The organism is Salinirubellus salinus (genome assembly GCF_025231485.1).
In the GTDB taxonomy this organism is placed as follows: domain Archaea; phylum Halobacteriota; class Halobacteria; order Halobacteriales; family Haloarculaceae; genus Salinirubellus; species Salinirubellus salinus.
In genome coordinates, this window is the sequence record NZ_CP104003.1 from 2,790,008 (window position 1) to 2,809,338 (window position 19,331).

At 68.2% G+C, this 19,331-nt stretch carries 20 protein-coding genes; 13 read left to right on the plus strand and 7 right to left on the minus strand.

Translation table 11 applies throughout. From position 1 onward, the window contains the following. Positions 1-59 precede the first annotated feature (59 nt). The 3 genes from N0B31_RS14735 to N0B31_RS14745 all read left to right on the plus strand — a co-directional run bounded on the left by N0B31_RS14735 (position 60) and on the right by N0B31_RS14745 (position 2,453). Entirely contained in the window at positions 60-563 is a 504-nt protein-coding gene (locus N0B31_RS14735; protein ID WP_368389246.1) for a DoxX family protein, read from the plus strand. A 146-nt stretch (positions 564-709) separates the two neighbouring features. Continuing rightward, complete coding sequence (locus N0B31_RS14740) at positions 710-1,204, plus strand: hypothetical protein (protein ID WP_260592386.1); 495 nt, start codon at positions 710-712, stop codon at positions 1,202-1,204. Between the two features lie 679 nt (positions 1,205-1,883). Beyond that, positions 1,884-2,453, plus strand: coding sequence for a hypothetical protein (locus N0B31_RS14745; protein ID WP_260592387.1), 570 nt, complete (start codon positions 1,884-1,886; stop codon positions 2,451-2,453). 39 nt (positions 2,454-2,492) lie between these two features. Here the strand turns inward: N0B31_RS14745 and N0B31_RS14750 are convergent, their stop codons facing one another. The 3 genes from N0B31_RS14750 to N0B31_RS14760 form a co-directional block, all read right to left on the minus strand. After that, a complete protein-coding gene (locus N0B31_RS14750) occupies positions 2,493-3,146 on the minus strand; it encodes a flavin reductase family protein (protein WP_260592388.1) in 654 nt (217 codons plus the stop codon). A 186-nt stretch (positions 3,147-3,332) separates the two neighbouring features. After that, entirely contained in the window at positions 3,333-3,674 is a 342-nt protein-coding gene (locus tag N0B31_RS14755) for an SRPBCC family protein (protein WP_260592389.1), read from the minus strand. A gap of 135 nt (positions 3,675-3,809) precedes the next feature. Then, on the minus strand, positions 3,810-4,952 hold the full coding sequence (locus N0B31_RS14760; protein ID WP_260592390.1) for a hypothetical protein: 1,143 nt from the start codon (positions 4,950-4,952) through the stop codon (positions 3,810-3,812). A 192-nt stretch (positions 4,953-5,144) separates the two neighbouring features. Here N0B31_RS14760 and N0B31_RS14765 point away from each other — a divergent pair, with 192 nt between their 5' ends. From N0B31_RS14765 to N0B31_RS14800, 8 genes are all read left to right on the plus strand, one after another. After that, positions 5,145-5,777 carry a hypothetical protein gene (locus N0B31_RS14765; RefSeq protein ID WP_260592391.1) on the plus strand — a complete coding sequence of 211 codons (633 nt, stop codon included), beginning with the start codon at positions 5,145-5,147 and terminating at the stop codon, positions 5,775-5,777. Between the two features lie 116 nt (positions 5,778-5,893). Then, a complete protein-coding gene (gene fabG / locus N0B31_RS14770) occupies positions 5,894-6,634 on the plus strand; it encodes a 3-oxoacyl-[acyl-carrier-protein] reductase (RefSeq protein ID WP_260592392.1) in 741 nt (246 codons plus the stop codon). A 1-nt stretch (position 6,635) separates the two neighbouring features. Beyond that, the gene (locus N0B31_RS14775) at positions 6,636-7,808 is read left to right on the plus strand and encodes a thiolase domain-containing protein (protein WP_260592393.1); all 1,173 of its coding nucleotides are present in this window, start codon (positions 6,636-6,638) and stop codon (positions 7,806-7,808) included. A gap of 55 nt (positions 7,809-7,863) precedes the next feature. After that, positions 7,864-8,247: a Zn-ribbon domain-containing OB-fold protein gene (locus N0B31_RS14780; protein ID WP_260592394.1), complete on the plus strand. Its 384-nt coding sequence runs from the start codon at positions 7,864-7,866 to the stop codon at positions 8,245-8,247. A gap of 112 nt (positions 8,248-8,359) precedes the next feature. After that, on the plus strand, positions 8,360-8,644 hold the full coding sequence (locus N0B31_RS14785; protein ID WP_260592395.1) for a DUF5789 family protein: 285 nt from the start codon (positions 8,360-8,362) through the stop codon (positions 8,642-8,644). Then, on the plus strand, positions 8,644-9,222 hold the full coding sequence (locus tag N0B31_RS14790; protein WP_260592396.1) for an adenylate kinase: 579 nt from the start codon (positions 8,644-8,646) through the stop codon (positions 9,220-9,222). Before N0B31_RS14785 ends, N0B31_RS14790 begins: the two co-directional genes overlap by 1 nt. Before the next feature lie 145 nt (positions 9,223-9,367). Continuing rightward, positions 9,368-11,266 (plus strand): 2-oxoacid:acceptor oxidoreductase subunit alpha, encoded by a 1,899-nt coding sequence (locus N0B31_RS14795; protein ID WP_260592397.1) that lies wholly within the window; start codon positions 9,368-9,370, stop codon positions 11,264-11,266. Positions 11,267-11,268: 2 nt separating this feature from the next. Further along, on the plus strand, positions 11,269-12,204 hold the full coding sequence (locus N0B31_RS14800; RefSeq protein ID WP_260592398.1) for a thiamine pyrophosphate-dependent enzyme: 936 nt from the start codon (positions 11,269-11,271) through the stop codon (positions 12,202-12,204). A 127-nt stretch (positions 12,205-12,331) separates the two neighbouring features. Here the strand turns inward: N0B31_RS14800 and rdfA are convergent, their stop codons facing one another. The 4 genes from rdfA to N0B31_RS14820 all read right to left on the minus strand — a co-directional run bounded on the left by rdfA (position 12,332) and on the right by N0B31_RS14820 (position 17,644). Continuing rightward, on the minus strand, positions 12,332-12,973 hold the full coding sequence (gene rdfA / locus N0B31_RS14805) for a rod-determining factor RdfA (protein WP_260592399.1): 642 nt from the start codon (positions 12,971-12,973) through the stop codon (positions 12,332-12,334). Between the two features lie 48 nt (positions 12,974-13,021). Then, positions 13,022-13,474, minus strand: coding sequence for a pyridoxamine 5'-phosphate oxidase family protein (locus tag N0B31_RS14810; protein WP_260592400.1), 453 nt, complete (start codon positions 13,472-13,474; stop codon positions 13,022-13,024). A gap of 261 nt (positions 13,475-13,735) precedes the next feature. Beyond that, a complete protein-coding gene (locus N0B31_RS14815; RefSeq protein WP_260592401.1) occupies positions 13,736-14,272 on the minus strand; it encodes a helix-turn-helix domain-containing protein in 537 nt (178 codons plus the stop codon). A gap of 81 nt (positions 14,273-14,353) precedes the next feature. Next, positions 14,354-17,644: a PD-(D/E)XK nuclease family protein gene (locus tag N0B31_RS14820; RefSeq protein WP_260592402.1), complete on the minus strand. Its 3,291-nt coding sequence runs from the start codon at positions 17,642-17,644 to the stop codon at positions 14,354-14,356. A gap of 82 nt (positions 17,645-17,726) precedes the next feature. Here N0B31_RS14820 and N0B31_RS14825 point away from each other — a divergent pair, with 82 nt between their 5' ends. Both N0B31_RS14825 and N0B31_RS14830 read left to right on the plus strand, forming a co-directional pair. Continuing rightward, complete coding sequence (locus tag N0B31_RS14825) at positions 17,727-18,452, plus strand: HNH endonuclease (protein WP_260592403.1); 726 nt, start codon at positions 17,727-17,729, stop codon at positions 18,450-18,452. Positions 18,453-18,623: 171 nt separating this feature from the next. Next, positions 18,624-19,238, plus strand: a complete 615-nt coding sequence (locus N0B31_RS14830; protein ID WP_260592404.1) for a phosphoribosyltransferase — start codon at positions 18,624-18,626, stop codon at positions 19,236-19,238. Positions 19,239-19,331 lie beyond the last annotated feature (93 nt).

Sequence of the window (19,331 nt, forward strand, 5' to 3'; positions counted from 1 at the left end):
GGACGTAGTAGGGGTGGGTGAGTAACACTAGCATGTCGAACAGACGGCTCGAGACGGACATGTTCGGTCGACACGTACAGTTCGAGTACTCCGAGACGTGGGTCGGATACGCCCTGTTCGGCCTCCGTGTCATCATGGGGTGGTCGTTCTTCTACTCCGGGGCCACCAAGGCGTGGGACCCGAACTGGAGTGTCCGCGGGTTCCTCCTGTACGGCATTCCGGAGGGGAACCCGTTCGTGGACATCTGGACGGTGATGGCCACCGAGTGGGCCTGGCTGCTCACGCCGCTGAACTCGCTCGGCCTGACGCTCGTCGGCCTGGGGCTCATCTTCGGCGCGTTCGTCCGGTTCGCCGCGTTCTGGGGTGCGGTGATGATGCTGTTCTACTGGCTGGCCGCGTTCCCGCTCCCGAACTCCATCCTCATCAACTACCACGTGATGTACGTCCTGCTGTTGTTCGTGCTGGGCGCGTTCGGGGCGGGCCGCATCCTCGGCCTCGACGCCTGGATCGAGTCACAGCCCATCGTCGAGAACAACCCCCGGTTGAAGCTGTTCCTGGGGTGAGCCGGGGGTCACGACGGCCATCGACGGCGGGCCGGCCCCCGACACCGCGGCCGTGGGACCCCCGTCGTTTCGGACTCGGGCCCGGAAGGTGGGCCCGCTGGTGTCGAAGTCACCATTATGTGGATTCGCACAGACGGCTAGTACCGATGAAACGCCGGTCACTACTCCGACGGACCAGTATCGGCCTCGCGGCGGTCGGTTCGACGGCGCTCGCTGGCTGCACCGCGGGCGACGACGAGGACGGCGAGCAGACGCCGCTCCCGAACCTCCAGCTGTCCGACCCGACGCTCGAGAGTTCGGTCGACGGGCTCTCCCTCGTCGACTCCCGCGACGACCTCCGGCGTGGACAGCAACACGAGGACGTCCACTTCGCCGTCGTCGCCACCGTCGAGAACGCCGGTGCGGAGGAGACGGACCTGGGTGACTATCAGTACACCGTCACCCTCTACGACGGGGCCGGCACCGACATCACGCCGGGGGATACGTGGACCGCTAACGCCGCCACGGTCGCCCCGGGCGAGACGGGGACGATACTGCTGCAGGTGTCGTTCATCGAGTCCAACGTCACCCCTCGGGACGTCGGCCGGTACGAGGTCGCGCTCGCGTGTGGCGGGGACAACAGCGGGAGCTACCTGACTTAAGCAGAGAGTCCCGCCGTTCAGGGCGGGCGTGAATCCGACTACTTCCGCCACAGACCACGCGGTTATGCCGACCGGGGGCGTCTCTTCGGTAACTCAACGCGGAAAACTGGAGGTGGTTTGGCGTTCCTCCCGTCGGCGTGGTCGATAACACACTTTCGACCGGGCGAGAGCCCACCGACGCACCTGCCGAAAGGCGGGCATGAAAAACGCGAGCCTGCCGCGCTTGAGCCTGCCCACCGTGGCTCAACGGGCAGGCAGGTCGATGGCACGACCCGTGCCCGGACGCGGAGAAATCGGTGTCCGGGGGTATCCCCCAACCCCTTCTCGGGTGACGGGGATACACGGTACAAGGAGATACCGCGTCCGTCGGGACGCCGAATCCGCCACATCCCTCACGGGACTCACGTACCGCGCACAAACCGAGACGCCCCGGCTCCGCCGGGTGGATTTGCCCCCGTTGGACGCACCGGAGTCCCACGCACCGTTTTGCGAGGTGCGATGGCCGGAGCGACCCCGAGCGCGGATGGGGAAACCTCGCGCTTCAGGGCGAGGAGGATGTCATTGCTGAGGCGTCGGTCCCGTGGTCGGTCCTACCAGTTCCGACGCGAGTGTGGGTCGGCCCCCTCGCCGGGGGGGTCGACCTGAACGTTTTTGACTCGTAGGTGCAAGGAGATACGCGATGCAGGGCCCAGCAGAGAAGCGACTCGATCCGACCGTCTCGCCGCTGTTCGTCGACGCGGTCCACGACAGGCTCCGGGCGTACGACGGCCGGCGGGTCGGCGACCGGCGTCCCTGTCCCGGGTGTGGGTCGCGTGCCCTGCGCAAGAACGGCTACCAGCGGGCCCGCAAGACCTTCGCCCGACTCGTCACCGAGGATGGCTTCGAGGAAGTCGGGCTCGAGGTCCAGTTGTACGAGTGCAAGGGCTGTGGGCAGTCGTTCCAGGGGGACCTCTCGTCGTGGTTCTATCCGCGCTGTGAGTACGCCCGCCCCATCGTGGAGCTGTGTCGCTTCCACGCCGCAGACCACACGTACAGCGAGTGCGAGCGACTCCTCGAGCGGCGCTACGGCCTCCAGGTCGACCGCGACACGGTCGAGCGCTACGACGGACGGTTCACGGAGCCCCCCGACAGCCGGGCGGTCGCGGTCGGGGAACGGCGGGTCTCGCTCGCCTTCCTCGCGTTCCTGTTCGGCGAGGACCTCGACGACGACCCGCCGTTCGTCATCAGGAGTCCCACCGCCCTCTGGTGAGCCTCGTGGGGAACGGGAGGCCCTCGTCACGCCCCGCGGTCAGTCACGGTACCGCTCGCGGAGGTCCTCGGGGAGCGACTCGACCACCTCGTCACCCGGGAACCGGGCGAGGTTCTCGGGGTCGAGGTCGAGGTAGTAGCGGTACTTCCGCTCGCCGCCCCAGTCGCTCCCCATGTACGCCAAGATGTCCTCGTCGAGCGAGAGGATGCGCCCGTCCATCCCGCCGGCGCGGACGTAGGCCGCCTCGACCGACCCGAAGTAGTAGGTGCAGTCCTCGAACTCGAAGGAGTCGACGACCGAGAGTTCGATGTTCCCGACGGCGTCCGCCAGCAGGGGCACGTCGATCTCCCGACCAGGGACCGTCTCGAGACCGAGGTGCGCTATCTTGTCGAGTTCGCGCCCGCTGACCATCCCACACAGGGTCAGCGCGTCGATCATCTCGGTCGAGGGGGCGGCCATCACGAACTCGGGGTTCTGCTCGATGAGCTCGTACGTGTGGGTCTTGTGACTGACCGCCAAGAGGTACCGGGGCGGGTTCCACCCCGCGAGCATCCACCACGAGGCGGTCATGACGTTCGGCCCGGCCTCCTCGCTGTCGGTCACGACGAGCGCGACGACCTTCGGTTTGAACAGTCCCATCGAGTCCATCGCCGAGACCGCTTCGAACGACTCGGGCGCGTCACTAGTGGCCATACCTCGTGCTACCGTCTCGGTCGTCTAATCAGTTCCTCCGGAGAGAGGGGTGTGATCGGCGTCCGGGCTACGGCCCGTCGTGGTCGGTCACGACCGCACGGACGTTCTCGAAGTAGGCATCCACGTCACGACCGACGACCGGCCGCAGCAATCGCGTCCCGATGGAGCCGGCACCGCCCGTCAGCTCTATACCTCCGCCGAGTACGACAGGGCGACGCGACCGTCGTCGGCCTCCTGGAGCTCCATAGCCGCCAGCACCTCGAGGTCGCTCCCCGTCTTCGAGTCGAACGCGCTCCCCCTGGTGACGACGTAGTCCGGCGGGTGGACCTCCACGAGTTGGGCCTCGCCCCGCAGCGAGACGGCCACCCTGCCGACGCTCCGGGTGATCTCACAGGTGTACTCCCGGTCCGACACCCGTTCGACCGACTCGGCACCCGGGATGCAGGTCGCCAGCGTCTCCGGGTCCGTGATGGCGGCCCAGAGCTGGTGTCTGTCGGTGTCGAGCCGGACCGTATCGGCGAACGACATGATTCCGTCCTCTCTATCTTCGGACGGGACGGCGGCCGGTGCACTGTCCGCGGCTTCGGCCGGCGGTGGGTCGTCGTCTCGGTGGCGCATGGATGCCGAACAGTTCGGGAGGGGCCTCGTCGGTCCGCCCCGGTCTCAGGCGCTCTCCGGTACCTCGATGATCGAGAACTGTGCGGAGGCGACGCCGACGTCGAAGCGGCCCTGCTCCTGGTCCGATATCTGGACCTCGTACGCGTAGGTTCCCGGGTCGAGGTTCTCGGTCTCGAGCGTGCCGAACCACCGCGGGAGGTCGTTCTCGTCGTCGAGCGCGTCCGTCCAGCTCAGCGCCACGTCGTCGAACGCACCGTCCGGTGAGACGACCGTCACCGAGTCGATGCCGGCGTTCGCGGGGGTCGTCTCGTCCTCGACCGCCTCGCCGGTGTTGGGGTTGACGAGGCCGTCCTGACCGACCATGAGGCCGGAGGTGCTGTCGTAGAGGCCGATGACGAACGTGACGTCCATCTCGGGGGTGTACTCCCGTTCGGGGGCGCACGCACCGACGAACCCGTTCGAGTATTCGGGGGCCGGGTGGCCGACCCAGTGGGTCGCCGCGTCGACGACGTAGTTCGTCGGGTCGTCGTACTCGACGATCTCGATGGAGTCAGTCAGCACGCCGACGTTCTGGAAGGTGGCGTCGCCGTCGCTCCTAGTCACCTCGACCGTGTAGGGGAGTCCGCCGGGGTCCATGTCCTCGGGGATCATCCAGCTCCCGACCCAGTTGTTGCCCTCGCCGCGGGTGGCGTGGCCGTGCTCGTCGGTCCAGCTCAGTTCTACCGTGTCCATGCCGTCGCCGACGTTGACCTGGGCGCCGTCGAGGTCGTCGGGGGTCAGCTTCTCACCGGTCTCCGGGTCGTAGATGCCGACGAAGAAGACCGCCTGCATGCCGGGGACGAACGTGTTCGTGGTGGCGCATGCCGACATGAACGAGATCGCGGCGGGGACCCCTTCACCGCCGGCCCACGTCTCGGTCGTGACGACGAAGTTCTCGGGCTGCGGTTCGGGTGTCTCCGTGTTCTGGTCGGCCGGCGCCGTCGTCGGGGCCTCGGTCGCTGTCGCGGTCGGGGTTTCCGTCCCGTCGTTACTCCCACAGCCCGCGAGGCCGACGGTCGCCCACGTGGCGGCACCGCTCACCAGCAGACGGCGCCTGGTGGTCCCCGAACTGGTCTGTGACTCCTCCTCCCGCCCCTCGTCGTGGGAGGCGGCGTCGGACGCGCCGGAAGGCCGGTGGCGTTGGCTCATGATCTGTTACCACGTCACCTGACATCTGTATTAAAAGTTTGCGATTATTTCGTGCTATCGTGTGTCTGCAGAAAATTGGCCGTCGGCAGCAGACGGACGTCAGGAGACCACTCGGACCGACATTCGACCTCGAGTCCACGCTCCGAGCGACGAGCGGTTTTATGTGGGATGGTTCTCAATGTGGCGGGTAGTATGAGCCAGAACGGGCAAGACGACGAGGATTCAGCGTCGTCCAGCATGACACGACGACGACTCGTCACGACCGGGGCGGCCACGTGGGCGACGGTGAACCTCGCGGGGTGTGACCGCATCGACGACCCCGGAACCCAGGCTCCGAGCCCGGCGCCCACCACCGAACCCGGCAGCGATGGCTCGGGGACCACCACGGTCACGGCCCAGACGACCACGACCGACGCGCCCGGCAACCAGACCGACGGGACCGACGGAACCGACGCCCAGACCGCCACCCAGACCGCCACGCCGACCGAGGGGCCCACGACGACGACTGCGTGCGCGGATATCGACCGGTTCGCCGCGGGGATGGAGATCGGCCTCCACGTCGGGGTCTACGACTCGGACACCGGGACGTTCCTCGGCGACTCCCGGCTCGATACGGTCACCGTCGAGTTCCCCGGGGCCGAGTTCGAGCCCATGGAACTGCGGTGGAGCGGGCCCCACGAGCGGTACAGCGAGGACGGCTGGGGCGGCAAGATCGTGACCAGCCCGGACGCAGAGCCGGGGACCTACCGCTACGAGATCACCGTCGAGGGTGCGTCTACGACCGACGGACCGGAGACGGTCACTGGCGAGTTCACGGTGCTCTGACTGCCCGCCGGCGCCGGGCGCGTGACAGGAGTGGGGGCCGGGCGGCTCGCCACGGTGGGGTCGCGCTGAGCGAAAGACTGATTCTCTTACACGAGTCTAGCGACAGAGTGAGTCCCATGTTAGCGAATCGCACATGCCTCGTGACCGGGGCATCGAGAGGCATCGGGAGAGCCATCGCGGAGGAGCTCGGTGAGCACGGCGCCGACGTCGTCGTCAACTACCGTTCGTCGGAGGGCGAGGCGCACGAGGTCGCCGAGCGCATCGAGGCGGCCGGCGGGTCCGCAGTTCCCGTCCAGGCCGACGTCGCGGACTTGACGGAGGTCGAGGCGATGCACGAGCAGGTCAGAGAGACGTTCGGGCCCGTCGACGTCCTCGTGAACAACGCGGGGATCACGATCGACAAGAAGTTCGAGAACATGACCCGGGATGACTGGGACCGGGTGCTGCAGGTGAACCTCGGGGGTGTATTCAACTGTACCAAGACGTGTTTCGAGGACATCGGGCAGGCCGAGGAGGGGCGACTCATCAACATCTCCTCGGTGGTCGGCCAGCAGGGGAACTACGGGCAGGCCAACTACGCCGCCACCAAGTCCGGGCTGTTCGGGTTCACCCGGACCGTCGCGCTCGAACTCGCCCGCGAGGGGTCGACGGCCAACTGCGTCGCGCCAGGGTTCGTCAAGACGGACATGCTCGACCCGGTCCCCGACCGCGTCAAGGAGGGCATCCTCGAGCGGATTCCACTGGACCGCTTCGCGGAGGTCGAAGATATCGCCGGCATCGTCCGGTTCGTCGCCAGCGAGGACTCCTCGTACATGACGGGCCAGATCCTCGGCGTCAACGGCGGGATGGAGTGGTGAGATGACGGGACCCCGAGTCGCCGGGGTCGGGATGACCCCGTTCGGCAAACACGAGTCCCGGACCGCCAGAGACCTGTTCGCCGCGGCCGCCCAGGAGGCCATCGCCGACGCGGGCGTCGAGCACGCGGCCGTCGAGGAGGTCCGCTTCGGGAACTTCATGGGCGAGTTCGCGGAGGGACAGGGGCACATGGGGCCGCTCGCGGCCGAGGCGGCCGGTGTCCACGCCCCGAGCACGCGCATCGAGAGTGCCTGTGCGTCCAGCGGTGCGGCGGTCCGCCAGGGCGTCATGCTGGTCCAGAGCGGACAGGCCGACGTGGTCCTCGTCGGCGGGGCCGAGCGGATGACCAACCTCTCGACGGCCGACGCGACCGAGGCGCTCGCCGCGGCCGCCGATGCCGTCTGGGAGGTCCGACCCGGGATGACGTTCCCGGGGGCGTACGCGCTGATGACACAGGCGTACTTCGCGCAGTACGGCGGGACCAGCGAGGACCTGGCGCACATCGCGGTGAAGAACCACGCCAACGCCGTGGAGAACGACCTCGCGCAGTTCCAGCGGGCCATCGACGTCGAGGACGCGCTGGAGGCACCGACCGTCTGCTCGCCGTTCGGTCTCTACGACTGCTCGCCCATCAGCGACGGTGCGAGCGCGGCCGTGCTGGTCAGCGAGGAGTACGCCGCCGAGCACGACCTCGACGCCCCCGTGGCCATCACCGGGAGCGGCCAGGGGACGGACAGTCTCGCGCTGCAGGCCCGGGTGTCGCTCACACAGACGACGGCCACCGAGCGGGCGGCCGCGGCCGCCTACGAGGAGGCGGGAATCGGACCGCGCGACGTGGACGTCGCCGAGGTCCACGACTGTTTCACGCACGCCGAGGTGCTCGCGCTGGAGGGGCTGGGATTCTACGACCCTGGGACGGCCATCGAGGCCGCGCGCGAGGGTGAGACCACCGCTGACGGCGACCTCCCGGTGAACCTCTCGGGAGGGCTGAAGGCCAAGGGCCACCCGGTCGGGGCGACCGGTAGTGCACAGATATCGGAGCTGACGAAGCTCCTCGAGGGACGACACGTCAACAGCGACGCCGTCTCAGACAGCCCGGGGACGGTCGGGCTGACCCACAACGCAGGTGGCACCGTGGCGAGTGCCGTCGTCCACGTTCTGGAGGTGGTCGCATGAGCGGACACGGTGAGCGAACGCGAGGATGCCAGCGCGGCGCGCTGGAGGTGGTCGAATGACCCGCGAGTACCGCGACGCTGGCTACGACGACTTCCTCGACGCACTGGCTGCGGGCGAGGCCTACTACCTCGAGGGGCCAGACGGTGACGGGTTCCTCCCGCCGCGGGAGGTCCACCCCCGGACCGGGGAGGAACTCGCGGAACGGCCGTTGTCGGACGCCGGCGAGGTGCTCACGTACACGCGCGTCGAGGTGCCGACGCCACAGCTGGCCGACGACGCCCCCTACGTGCTGGCGGTCGCACAGTTCGGGCCGGTCCGGCTGACCGGCCAGGTCCACTCGGTCGACCCCGACGACGTCGAGGTGGGGATGCGCGTCACCGCCGACGTCGGCGAGACGGTGACGTCCGGCGAGCGAATGGTGGTGTTCCGGCCGCGCTGAGGGGTCGCCACAGGGAACAGTATTAATATTCATGACAGGGACAGTACCCGTGGACGCCGCCGAACGGCGCGGCTCGCGCGGCGAACCGAACACCCAGACACACAGCGAACCAATGCGACTCTCAGACACCCGCGATAGATTCATCGGCGAGTTCAGTTTCCCGGTGCGACGGACGGAAGTGATAGAGCAACTCGGCGACGTCGCGCTGGACGCGCCGGGCGGGGAGCCAGAGACCATCGGCGAGGTGCTCGACCGGTCCGAGACGACCGTGTTCGGGTCACCCGACGAACTGTTCGACGTGCTGGTCTCGTTCCTCGGTGAGCAGTACGTCGGGCGGAAGTACTACGACGACCGCGGCGCCAACACCGGCATCGACAGCGAGGAGGTGTCGTTCTGATGGCCCGGACCGTCGTCGTCACGGGCATCCCCGGTGTCGGGGCCTCCAGGGTCTGTGAACGCACCCGGAGACGGCTCGGGGACGAGTACACCCTCGTCAACGTCGGCGACGTGATGGTGGAGTCGGCGCTGGAACACGGCCTGGCGGACACGCGTGACGGCCTCGCGGACCTGCCGCCGCGCGACCAGCGGTTGCTCCAGCGGCGGGCCGGCGAACATGTCGCCCGCAAGTCGGCAGAGGGGCCGCTCATCGTCAACACCCACTTGGTCGTCCACACGGACGCCGGGTTCCTGCCGGGGCTGCCGGGGGACGTTCGGATGGAGATGGACCCGTCGGTCCTCGTCGTCGTCGACGCCGAACCGGAGACGATACTGCGTCGCCGAGCGGGGACCGAACGGACCTACCCGAACGACGGCCGGTCGGTCGTCGAGTTCCACCAGCAGCTCCAGAGTGCGGCCGCGCTCACCTACTCGGCGACCGACGGCATCCCCATCCGGCACGTCGACAACGACGACGACCTCGAGGTGGCCGTCGACGACCTCGTCGCCATCGCCGAGGAAGCCACGGCGGAGCGCTGACCCAGACCGCAGACGGGTTGATGGCCCGAATCGCCCTGCAGACCGGGGCGTACCGCGGCTTTCTCGAAGTATCATATCGGTTATAAAACCTTTTTGTAGCACTCTACCCACATCGGTATCGAGTCCCACAGGGGACCTGATAGCCATGACAGCCCAGGAACTCGTATGGCGTATCGCTGGCGGGTCCGGCGACGGTATCGACTCGACCAGCCAGAACTTCGCGAAGGCACTGTTACGGTCGGGGCTGGACGTGTTCACCCACCGCCACTACCCGTCGCGGATCCGCGGTGGTCACACCTACGTCGAGGTGCGAGCCAGACCCGAACCAGTCCGGTCCCGGGGCGACGGCTACAACTTCCTGCTCGTGCTGGGCGACTCGTTCGCCCGCAACAAACGGGAGGGCACCATCTACGGTGACGAGCGGGTCAAACCCCTGACCGAGAATCTGGACGAACTCCGAGAGGGTGGCGTCGTCGTCTACGACACGGGGATGCTCGACGAGGAGCTCGTGGCGGCCACCGACCTCGAGGAACGAGCCGAGGCGAACGACTGGCACGTCTACCCGGTCGACCTCCAGGCGATCGCCCGCGAACACGGCCGGGACGTGATGCGCAACACCGCCGGCGTGGGGGTCACGGCGGCCCTCATCGAGAAGGACCTGGACCACTTCGAGCGACTCCTGGAAGAGCGGATGAGCGGGGACGTCCTCGAGGCGAACCGGGCGGTGCTCCGGGACGCCTACGAACAGGCCGAGGCGTTCGAGTTCGGACACGACCTCCGGGTCCCGTCGGGGGACCACGAGGAGGAACAGGCGTTGCTGTCCGGGAGCCACGCCATCGCCTACGGGGCACTCGACGAGGGCTGTCGGTTCATCTCCGGCTACCCGATGACCCCGTGGACGGAGGTGTTCACCCTGCTGTCGAAACACCTGCCCGAGCGAGGGGGAATCGCCGAGCAGGTCGAGGACGAGATCGCCGCCGTGGCTGCCGCCATCGGCGCCTCCCACGCCGGCGCGAAGGCGATGTCCGGCTCCTCCGGCGGCGGATTCGCCCTGATGTCCGAGGCGCTGGGGCTGGCCGAGATCACGGAGACGCCGCTGGTACTCGTCGAGTCGATGCGAGCGGGGCCGTCGACGGGCATGCCGACCAAACCCGAGCAGTCCGACCTCGACCTCGTCCTCTACACGAGTCAGGGCGACTCGAACCGCGTGGTGTTCGCACCATCGAACACGCGGGAGGCCTACGAGCAGACCCGCGACGCGTTCGAACTGGCCTACGAGTACCACCTTCCAGCGCTGGTGATCTACGACCAGAAGCTCTCGGGGGAACTCCGGAACGTCCCGGTGTCGTTCTTCGACCAGGAGCCGTCGCCCGGCCTACCGAACACGCTCACCGAGGACGCGCTCGACGCGGAGCCGACCGACGGCCGGTTCCATCGTTACCGGCACGAGGACGAGGAGGCATCGACTGGCGTGAGCCGTCGGTCCATCCCCGGCCAACGCGGCGGCCACTACCTCGCCTCGGGGAACGAACACCACCCGACGGGGCACCTGAGCGAGGACCCCGAGAACCGGGTCGCGCAGGTGGACCGCCGGGCGGCCAAGCTCGACGCGATACGCGAGCGCGTGGACGGCGGCCCGGCGAGCCACCAGACGTACTTCGGGCCGGAGACGGCCGAGTACGGTATCGTGACGTGGGGGAGCCAGCAGGGCACCGTCCGGGAGGCCGTCGCGCGGCTGAACGAGGAGGGCCACTCGGTCCGCGGGGTCGGCGTCAGCGACCTCGCGCCCTTCCCGGTGACGGAGATGACCGAGTTCCTCGAGAGTGTAGAGAGTGCGCTCGTCGTCGAGATGAGCGAGAGCGCGCAGTTCCGTGGGCTCGTCCAGCGGGAACTGGGTGCCTACGGCGACCGACTGGACAGCCTGCTGAAGTACAACGGGGACCCCTTCGAGCCCCGCGAGATAGCCGAGGCGTTCCGGGCGAGCGTCGAGGACCACGAGTTCGACAGTTCGACGACCACCTTCGTCCCCGCAACGAGTGACTGACAATGAGTGTATTCACCGCCATCGACGAGGATAGAGAGCTAGACGAGGAGGACTTCACCCCCGGTATCGAACCGCAGGCGACGTGGTGTCCGGGCTGTGGCGACTTCGGCGTCCTGAAGGCGCTGAAAGGCGCCATGGTCGAACTCGGCCGTGACCCAGACGAGACGCTGCTGGTGACGGGCATCGGCTGTTCGGGCAAGCTCTCGTCGTACTTCGAGAGCTACGGCTTTCACTCCATCCACGGCCGCTCACTCCCGGTCGCCCGGGCGGCGAAGTTAGCGAACCCCGGTCTCGAGGTCGTCGCTGCCGGCGGCGACGGCGACGGCTACGGCATCGGTGGCAACCACTTCGTCCACACCGCCCGGGAGAACCACGACATGACCTACGTCGTGTTCAACAACGAGATCTTCGGGCTGACGAAGGGCCAGACCTCGCCCACCTCGCCCAAGGGCCACAAGTCCAAGACCCAGCCCCACGGGAGCGCGAAGGACCCCATCCGGCCACTCTCGCTGTCGCTCACGGGCGGCGCCTCGTACATCGCCCGCACGGCGGCCGTCAATCCGAACCAGGCACAGGAGATACTGGTCGAAGCCATCGAACACGACGGGTTCTCACACGTCGACTTCCTCACCCAGTGTCCGACGTGGAACAAGGACGCCAAGCAGTACGTCCCGTACGTCGACATCCAGAAGAACGAGGAGTACGAGTTCGACATCACCGACCGGCGTGAAGCGGGCGAAGCGATGTACGAGGCCGAGAGCGCACTCTACGACGGGACCGTTCTGACGGGGCGGTTCTACCACGACGAGACGCGACCGTCCTACCACGAGGAGAAACAGTCGGTCGGCGAACTCCCCGAACAACCGCTCGCGGAGCAGTACTTCGACCCGGACCGCGAGTGGGAGCGGTCGCTCGAACTGGTGGAGAACCACACCTGAGCGCCGCGACGTGCGGTGCCGCCCCGGCGTCGGTCGGGCCGCCGTGGCCCGGCGGCCTCCCGGGGCGGCGTGACCAGACGGGGCGCCGTGTTACACGCATATACCTGTAACAGACTGGGTGCGCCGCTCAGGACAGGCCACCCTCGCCGTCGGACTTGCAGTCACAGGCCCGTTCCGTGAGGAGTTCGTCGAGTGTGTAGAACCGGCCACACGACTCGCAGGTGACGGTCACCTCGACGTAGACGTCGACTGGGCCGACGTCGAGTGCCCCGGCGTTCCGGAGCTGGTCGATACCGCGCCCCGTCACCCGGGCGGTCCGTGTCTGGAGCGACTGGAGGCGGTCCCGCCAGGCGTCCACCCGGGCGTCCGCGTCCGGGTGTGACGCCTCCTGACTCGCGTCGAGACAGTCCACCAGGTGCCGGTACACCGTCTGGTGAGAGACGAACGAAGCTTCGACCTCGTCGATCGGAACGCCCGCCTGGCGGAGGCGTTCACGCGCCTGCGTCCGACTCCCGGCGTCGACGTCCTCGGCCGTGAGGAGTCGGTAGAGGTTGGCGACCTCCCCGTCGAGGAACGTCCGGCCGGCGTCCTCGACGGCTGCCCGGAGCACGCGGCGGTTGAACTCCCCCGCGAGGTCACGGACGCTGACCTCGCCGGCCTCCCACCGCCGTCGCAGGTCGTCGTGGATGGTCTGGAACCCGTAGGCGGCCGCGATTCGGCCGAGTTTACACTCGCACGGGGCCGCCGCGTCGGTGTCGACGTCTTCCATCGTTGCCGACCAAACGGTCACGGTGGGTATAAACGCCCGGCGCGCCGCTCAGCCGCCGTCCATGACCCGGCCGGACTTGGTCTCGATGTCGAGTTTCCAGACCCGCGGGTCCTCGTGGACGTCCACCTCCGTCAGCAGGTCCGGCCGGTAGGCGTTGTCGGCCAGCGCGGTGCGGGCCCGCTCCCAGTCGGTCGGGGTGATGCGGTCGAGCGGCCCGGTGGCGATGACGCTGCGCCACTCGGTGTCCGACGCCACGTCGTAGACGAGGAAACTCGCCTCCTCGGTCCGCTCGGCGTACGTCACCTTCTTGCCCTCCTCCGAGTGCCCGACGAGGAGGAAGTACAGCGTGTCGCGCTCGTCGTACCCGAACGAGATTGGGATGCCGTACGAGGACCCCTCGGTCGCCATCGAGAGCGTCCCGACCCCCTGTTTCTTCAGCAAGTCGACGACCGCCGACTCGGGCATCATGTGTCCCTGGAGCACACTCGATTCGTGTGACATGCCAACTAGTGTGAATTTCGTGGGTAAAAGATTCGCTCACTCGATGACGAGTCTCCGGACGAGGAGAACGAGCTGCGGATCGACGGCACGAGGACAGGCAGGACGGGGTCACTCGCTCGTCGGGTTCGCGACATTATCTATCAGAAGTAGTTACGTCAAGATTGAATCGGCAATCGGTCGAGAGCGTCGTCGGTCGGAGGCCCCGGAGCCCACACGACACGGGGGCCGACCACTGAGGAGTAGAGAGCTGTTCGGTCCGAACTACGGGAGCGTCCATCCCCCCACGCGCTGTCTTCCCTCGTCGTCGCTCGTCTCGGTTTCCCCACGCTCAGCTCCGCTGTTGGCGTCTCGTGGGGGACAGTAGGTGAGACCGGCTTCCCGCAACAGGCGACGACAACTCGGCCGGGAGTACGCCACGTCGAAGGTGTCTCGGAGGAACGCCTGGAGGAGCGCCGGCGTCCACGCCGGCGCGTCGAGACCCACCTCGGTCGGTGGGTCGTGGAGGTGGCGCTCCAGTCGCTCTCGTTCTTCCTCGCCGAGACGGCGTGGTCTGCCGGGACGGTCGGCGTCGGTCGCTGCCTGCGCGACGGTGGTGCCGTCGAGCGACGCTGGCGTGAACCGCTGGAGCCAGCTGTAGATGGTCTTCTGGGAGACCCCGTGTCGGTCGGCGAGCGTCGCTTGCGTGACGCCGTCCTTGTAGGCGATCGCGGCGAGAATCCGCTGGGCCGGTCGCTTCCCGTCGACCACGTCGAGCGCATCGTGTAACTGCTCGACCGTCACGTGCTCCAGTCGGGCCATGCCTCTACTCCGTTATTCCAGTAGTTAGTTCTGACGGCTATCGTCGGTCGGGCCCTCGACCGAGGCAGCAATCGGGGGCGGTCACTCGACCTCTAAGGTCTCCGCGAGGTCGCCGTCACGCGTCGCGAGCGGGACGTACGCGCCGTGGCCCGCGTCGTCGATCCAGTCGACCACGTCTCGTCGCCGGTGGTGGCGCACGTCACAGACGTCCGCGTAGCCACAGTACCGACAGCCCGCGGTCCCCGAGTCGACGAGCGTGGGCTGGAAGCGACCCTCCGTGATACCGTCGGCGAGACGACCGAGGCGTCGGGGGGTCTCCTCCTCGACGAACCGGCGGAACGCCTCGTGCGTCTGGAACAGCGGGTAGCGCCACGTGGTCTGTGGCTTCTCGCTGTCGCTCGTCCGGGCGTAGTCGGTCAGTTCGTCCGAGCCGACCAGCCCCTTCCGGTGGTTCACGCCCGTCGGCGGCTTCACCTGGTAGTAGGCCCCACCGACCGTCTCCACGTCGTCGAGGACGCCCTCGGCGAGCAGCGCGTAGAGCGGTAACTGGAACGCCGTCCCGCCGAGCGTGTCGGTCTCGCTGGGCGTGCCACCGGTCTTGTAGTCCCGGACGACGAGTTCGGTGGGCTGGGTCCCGGGAACGGCGTCGATGCGGTCGACCATCCCGTGGATGGGGACCTCGCCGACGGCTGTCTGGATCCGGACGGGGTCGCGCTGGAGTGGCTCGCGGTCGTCGTAGGGCGAGTCGCCCACGCGGGCCTCGAACCACGCGGGCCGTGGGGTCGCCTTCGAGACCTCGTCGAACTCGTGGTCGAGGAAGCGGACGAGGAGGCCACGCTCGGGCGACCCGAAGCCGTCCTCGCCGTGGTAGGGGTTCTCCGCGGGGTCGTCGAGCCCGGCGAACACGCCGACGAGCCACTCGCGCTGGAACGCGGTCGGGTCGGCGTCGAACCGCTCGTCGAGGGTCTCGAGCGCCACGTCGAGCAGGTGTCCCTCGCGGGCCCGGTCCCCGACGAGCGCGACCGGGTCGCCGGGGACGCCCTGCAGGCCGACGTAGTAGCGTTCGAGCACGTCGTGGACGAACCCACCTCTGGCGCGGGCGTCGGGTTCGAGGCCGACCTCGTCCGGGTCCTCGATACCGAGGACGCGCCTGACGTAGTACTCGAACCCGCACGTCGCGTACGTCTCCAGTCGGCTCGCGCTGTACGGCTCGCGCTCGTCGGTGCCGTGGAGCGCGGCGACCGTCTCGGCCGAGAGCTGGCCGTCGTACGCGGTGAGGGCGGGGCTCGCTCGGGCCGCGGCACAGGCGACACCCTGCTGGGTGCGGCGCCGTCGTAGCTCGTCGAACGCACCCATCTCGGCCGCACGGTCCACGTCCGGTGTGTACTCCTCGACAGTCTCGTGGGCGAATCGGCGGGCGAGCGAGCGCTGGACGTCCTCGCGCGAGCCCGGTCTGGTGTCGGTGTGGTCGACAGGCTCGAACGCGAGGTCGGTCACCCGCCGGAGTTCGGTGACGACGTCGGCCTCAACGTACGGGTCGCCCGAGAGGTCGCGTTCGGGGACCGAGAGCGTGAGTGAGGCGTCACTCGCCAGCAGGAGCCCGACGTGGTAGCGCGCTCGCTGCTGCGTGTCGGCCTGCTCGAAGTCCGGGTGGGCCTCGTTGATTGGGCGGGTGAACGCGAGTCGCTCGGCGTTCTTCGGGAAGTGCCCGGCCGTCAGCCCGAGCAGATACGTGTGGTCGAACTCGTGGGCTGCGGCCTCGTCCAGCCCGCAGACGACGACGTGGTCCTCGCGAGTGTCGTCGGCTTCGAGCGTGAGGCCGGCGAGCGCCCGGTCCAGCCGGTCGACCGCGTCGCCACGGTCGAGGTCGGCGTGGCCGTCCGTGGCCGCGAGCGTCTCTAAGGTTCGGTCGAGCCGCTTCCTCGCGTCGCGCTCGGTCTTCGCTCGCGGAGTTCGCGGGAGATCGTCGATGCGGTCGGGGACGCCGAGCCGTTCGAGCAGTGCGTCGATCCGCTCCGAGAGGTCGGCTAGTGAGGTCTCGCGGAGTCGCTGGGCGTCGGTGACGAACGAGCGAACAGCCGCCGCGAGCGGCCCGTCGAGGTGGTGGTGGGCGGTCGTGAGTCTGGGCGAGCGGAGCCGAGCGCCGACGCGGCCCAGTTCCGCGACGGCACCCTCCGGGAGGTCCGGGTCGACGAGCGGGTTCGAGTAGAGCGCCGTCACCGTCTCCAGCGTCGGGTCCTCGCGGGAGAGCGACGAGAGCGACGCCAGCACCTCGCCGAGTGCCGTCTCGCCGAACGACCGCTCCACCGCGAGCGTGGCTGGAACGTCGTACTGTTCGAGCGTCTCCACGAGGCGCTCGCGGTACGCACCCGGGGCGGTGAGGACGACACCCAGCCGTTCCGGTGGGGTGCCGTCGGCGATACGCTCGCGCAGATCACGAGCGACGTGGCGGAGTTCACCCGGGACCGTTTCCGGTCGAACGAGGTCGATGCCGTCGACCGGGCCGTCCGTCTCGGCGACGCCTGTCGGCCGGTAGAGCGAGCGGGCCGCGGCGAGTCGGCCGGAGGGCTCGGTGTCGACGGACTCGTACTCGAAGCCCATCTCGCGGTACGCCGAGAGCGCGCGTTCGGCACCACGGTCGATACCGACTGCGTCCTCGTCGGGTGTCATCTGCGGGACGAGCGCCACGGTCGGCCACGTGTCCGCGAGGCGCTCGACCAGTCGCTTTTCGAGCGGCGAGAACAGCGAGAAGCCACCGAGGACGACCGCGTCGACGCTGGGGAGGAGTGAGTCGAGTGGGGTGTCGGTCTCGACGACCCGGTGGTAGCGCTCGGCGCGAAACGTCTCGGCCGCGTGGTCGGCGAGTACCGTCTCGCGGGCGTCGGCGAACGTCTCGGCGACGGCCGTGGCCGTCTCGGCCTGCAGGTCGAGCCCCTCGGCTTCCAGTCGAGCGCGGACCGCCTCGGGCGAGAGCAGGTCGGCGAACTCGAACAGCGAGAGGAGGTCCTCGACCTGTGCGCAGAGCCCACTGGCGGCGAGATCGGCGGAGTGGAGGGGGTTGGAGGGGTCGTCGAGTTCCTCGACGGCGAGTTCGACGAGTCGGTCCCGGAGCGGCTGGTCGACGTGCGTGGCCCGGCCGACGTAGCGCTCGCGTTCGTGGCAGTCGCCGACGACGGAGTCGAAGCTCTCGACGCTGAGTGCGGCAGACGGGCCGTACGCTCGCCAGCGGTCGCGAGTCCGGCGCTCGGCGTGGGCCGAGCGGGCGAGATAGAGGAGGCTACTGGGCGTGTCGCCGACCGTCGAGGAGAGGGTGTCGAACGCCGCCCGTTCGAGGAGCGCGTGACTCGGGCCGGCGAGCGTGCGGCGTGTCATCGGATACACGTAGCTGAGAGGCAGGGATCATCAACGTTCGTCCGAGGGGGAACGTTTTGATATCCCGTACCAACACGCTGGTATGAGCGAGTGGCGAGGCGTGGTCCGCCAGGGGCTCGCGGCGTATCGGGCACGGACCGGGCGAGACGTGATTCGGCTCTCGGAGGTGTACGACGCGGTCCTCCCGGCTAGCCGAGAGGCGTTCCCGGACAACCACAACCAGCGGGCGAAGATCCGGCAGATACTCCAGCAACTCCGGGACCGCGGCGAGGTGGACTTCCTCGACGACGGCAAATACACGCTGGATGGACTGGACGAGGCGAAGTTGAGCGGGGAATCGAAGGCGGCCGTCGAGGAAGCGAGCCAGCGGAGCGAGACAGCCGATCGAGTGCGCCAGCAGTCGGGGGGAGGTGCTTCGAGCGAACCCGCGAGGACACAGCGCATCGTCGACGAGCTCGTCCGAGACCCGTCGCTCGTCGCCGACCTCAAGGCGCTCTACGACTGCACCTGCCAGCTCTGTGGTGCTCGGCGAAAACAGGGACCGGATACGCGTTACGCCGAGTGTCACCACGTCAAGCCACTCGGCGACCCGCACCGCGGTCCCGACACGAGACCCAACCTGCTCGTCCTCTGTCCGGACCACCACGTCGACTTCGACTACGGGATGGTCCGGGTCGACCCACGGTCGCTCGCGGTCGACCACGCCTACGATTCGAGCGTCCACGCCGAGCTGGAGACGCGACACGAGGTGGGCGAACGGTTCCTGACGTACCACAACGACACAATCGCGTGCGAGCAGTTCGGGTGATCTACCGACGACGAGCGGAGTCGAAGAGCGCTGTCGCCCCGTCCGCAAGTCAATTTCCGTCCTGAGAACGTACTGAGAGCCACTCTGAACCGTGAGCTGTCCCGGGTAACGTCCGGGACGGCCGCTCCCCTCACCGTATTTACGTCCGGGGCACGGATTCCGGGGCACGAGATGCCACTACCGATCGACGTCCGGGACCGGGAGCTCCGTGCCCCCGAACGATTCGACATCGGGGCGGAGTACCGGGCGGACCTCGAAGGGATCCTGCTCTCGCGGGCCGAGCTCGAAGACGGCGTGTCCCGGCTCGCGGCGGCGGTCACGGACGAGTACCGGGGGAACCCCGACTTCTACCCGGTCTGTGTGCTCAAGGGAGCGATGCGGTTCTTCGTGGACCTGCTGCGTGAAATCGACCTGGGGGTGCCGTACAGCGAGGGGATGGTCTACTCCTCGCGATATCAGTCCGGTCCGACCACACAGACGCCGGCGATGGAGTTCTTTCAGGAAGAGCACCTATCCGGAAAGGACGTCCTCCTCGTCGAGGACGTCCTCGACGAGGGGTACACCCTGTCGGCGCTCCGGGAGCGTATCGAGGCGTTCGACCCGGCGTCAGTCGAGATCGCGACGCTGTTCGACGTCGCGTCGAACCGGCAGGTGGACGTTGACCCCACGTTCGACGGGTTCGTCCTCCCCGACGGGTTCTTCGTCGGCTACGGCCTCGACTACGAGGAGCGGTACCGCGATCTCCCGCATCTCGCGGTTCTCGACCCGGCCGTCGTCGACGGCTGAACGCCGGACCAGCGCATCGTCTTGCTCTGGCTGGAGCTACCTCGATGCGTTCGTACGAAACGAGGACGACGACGGTCGGTAGCGCAGACCTCC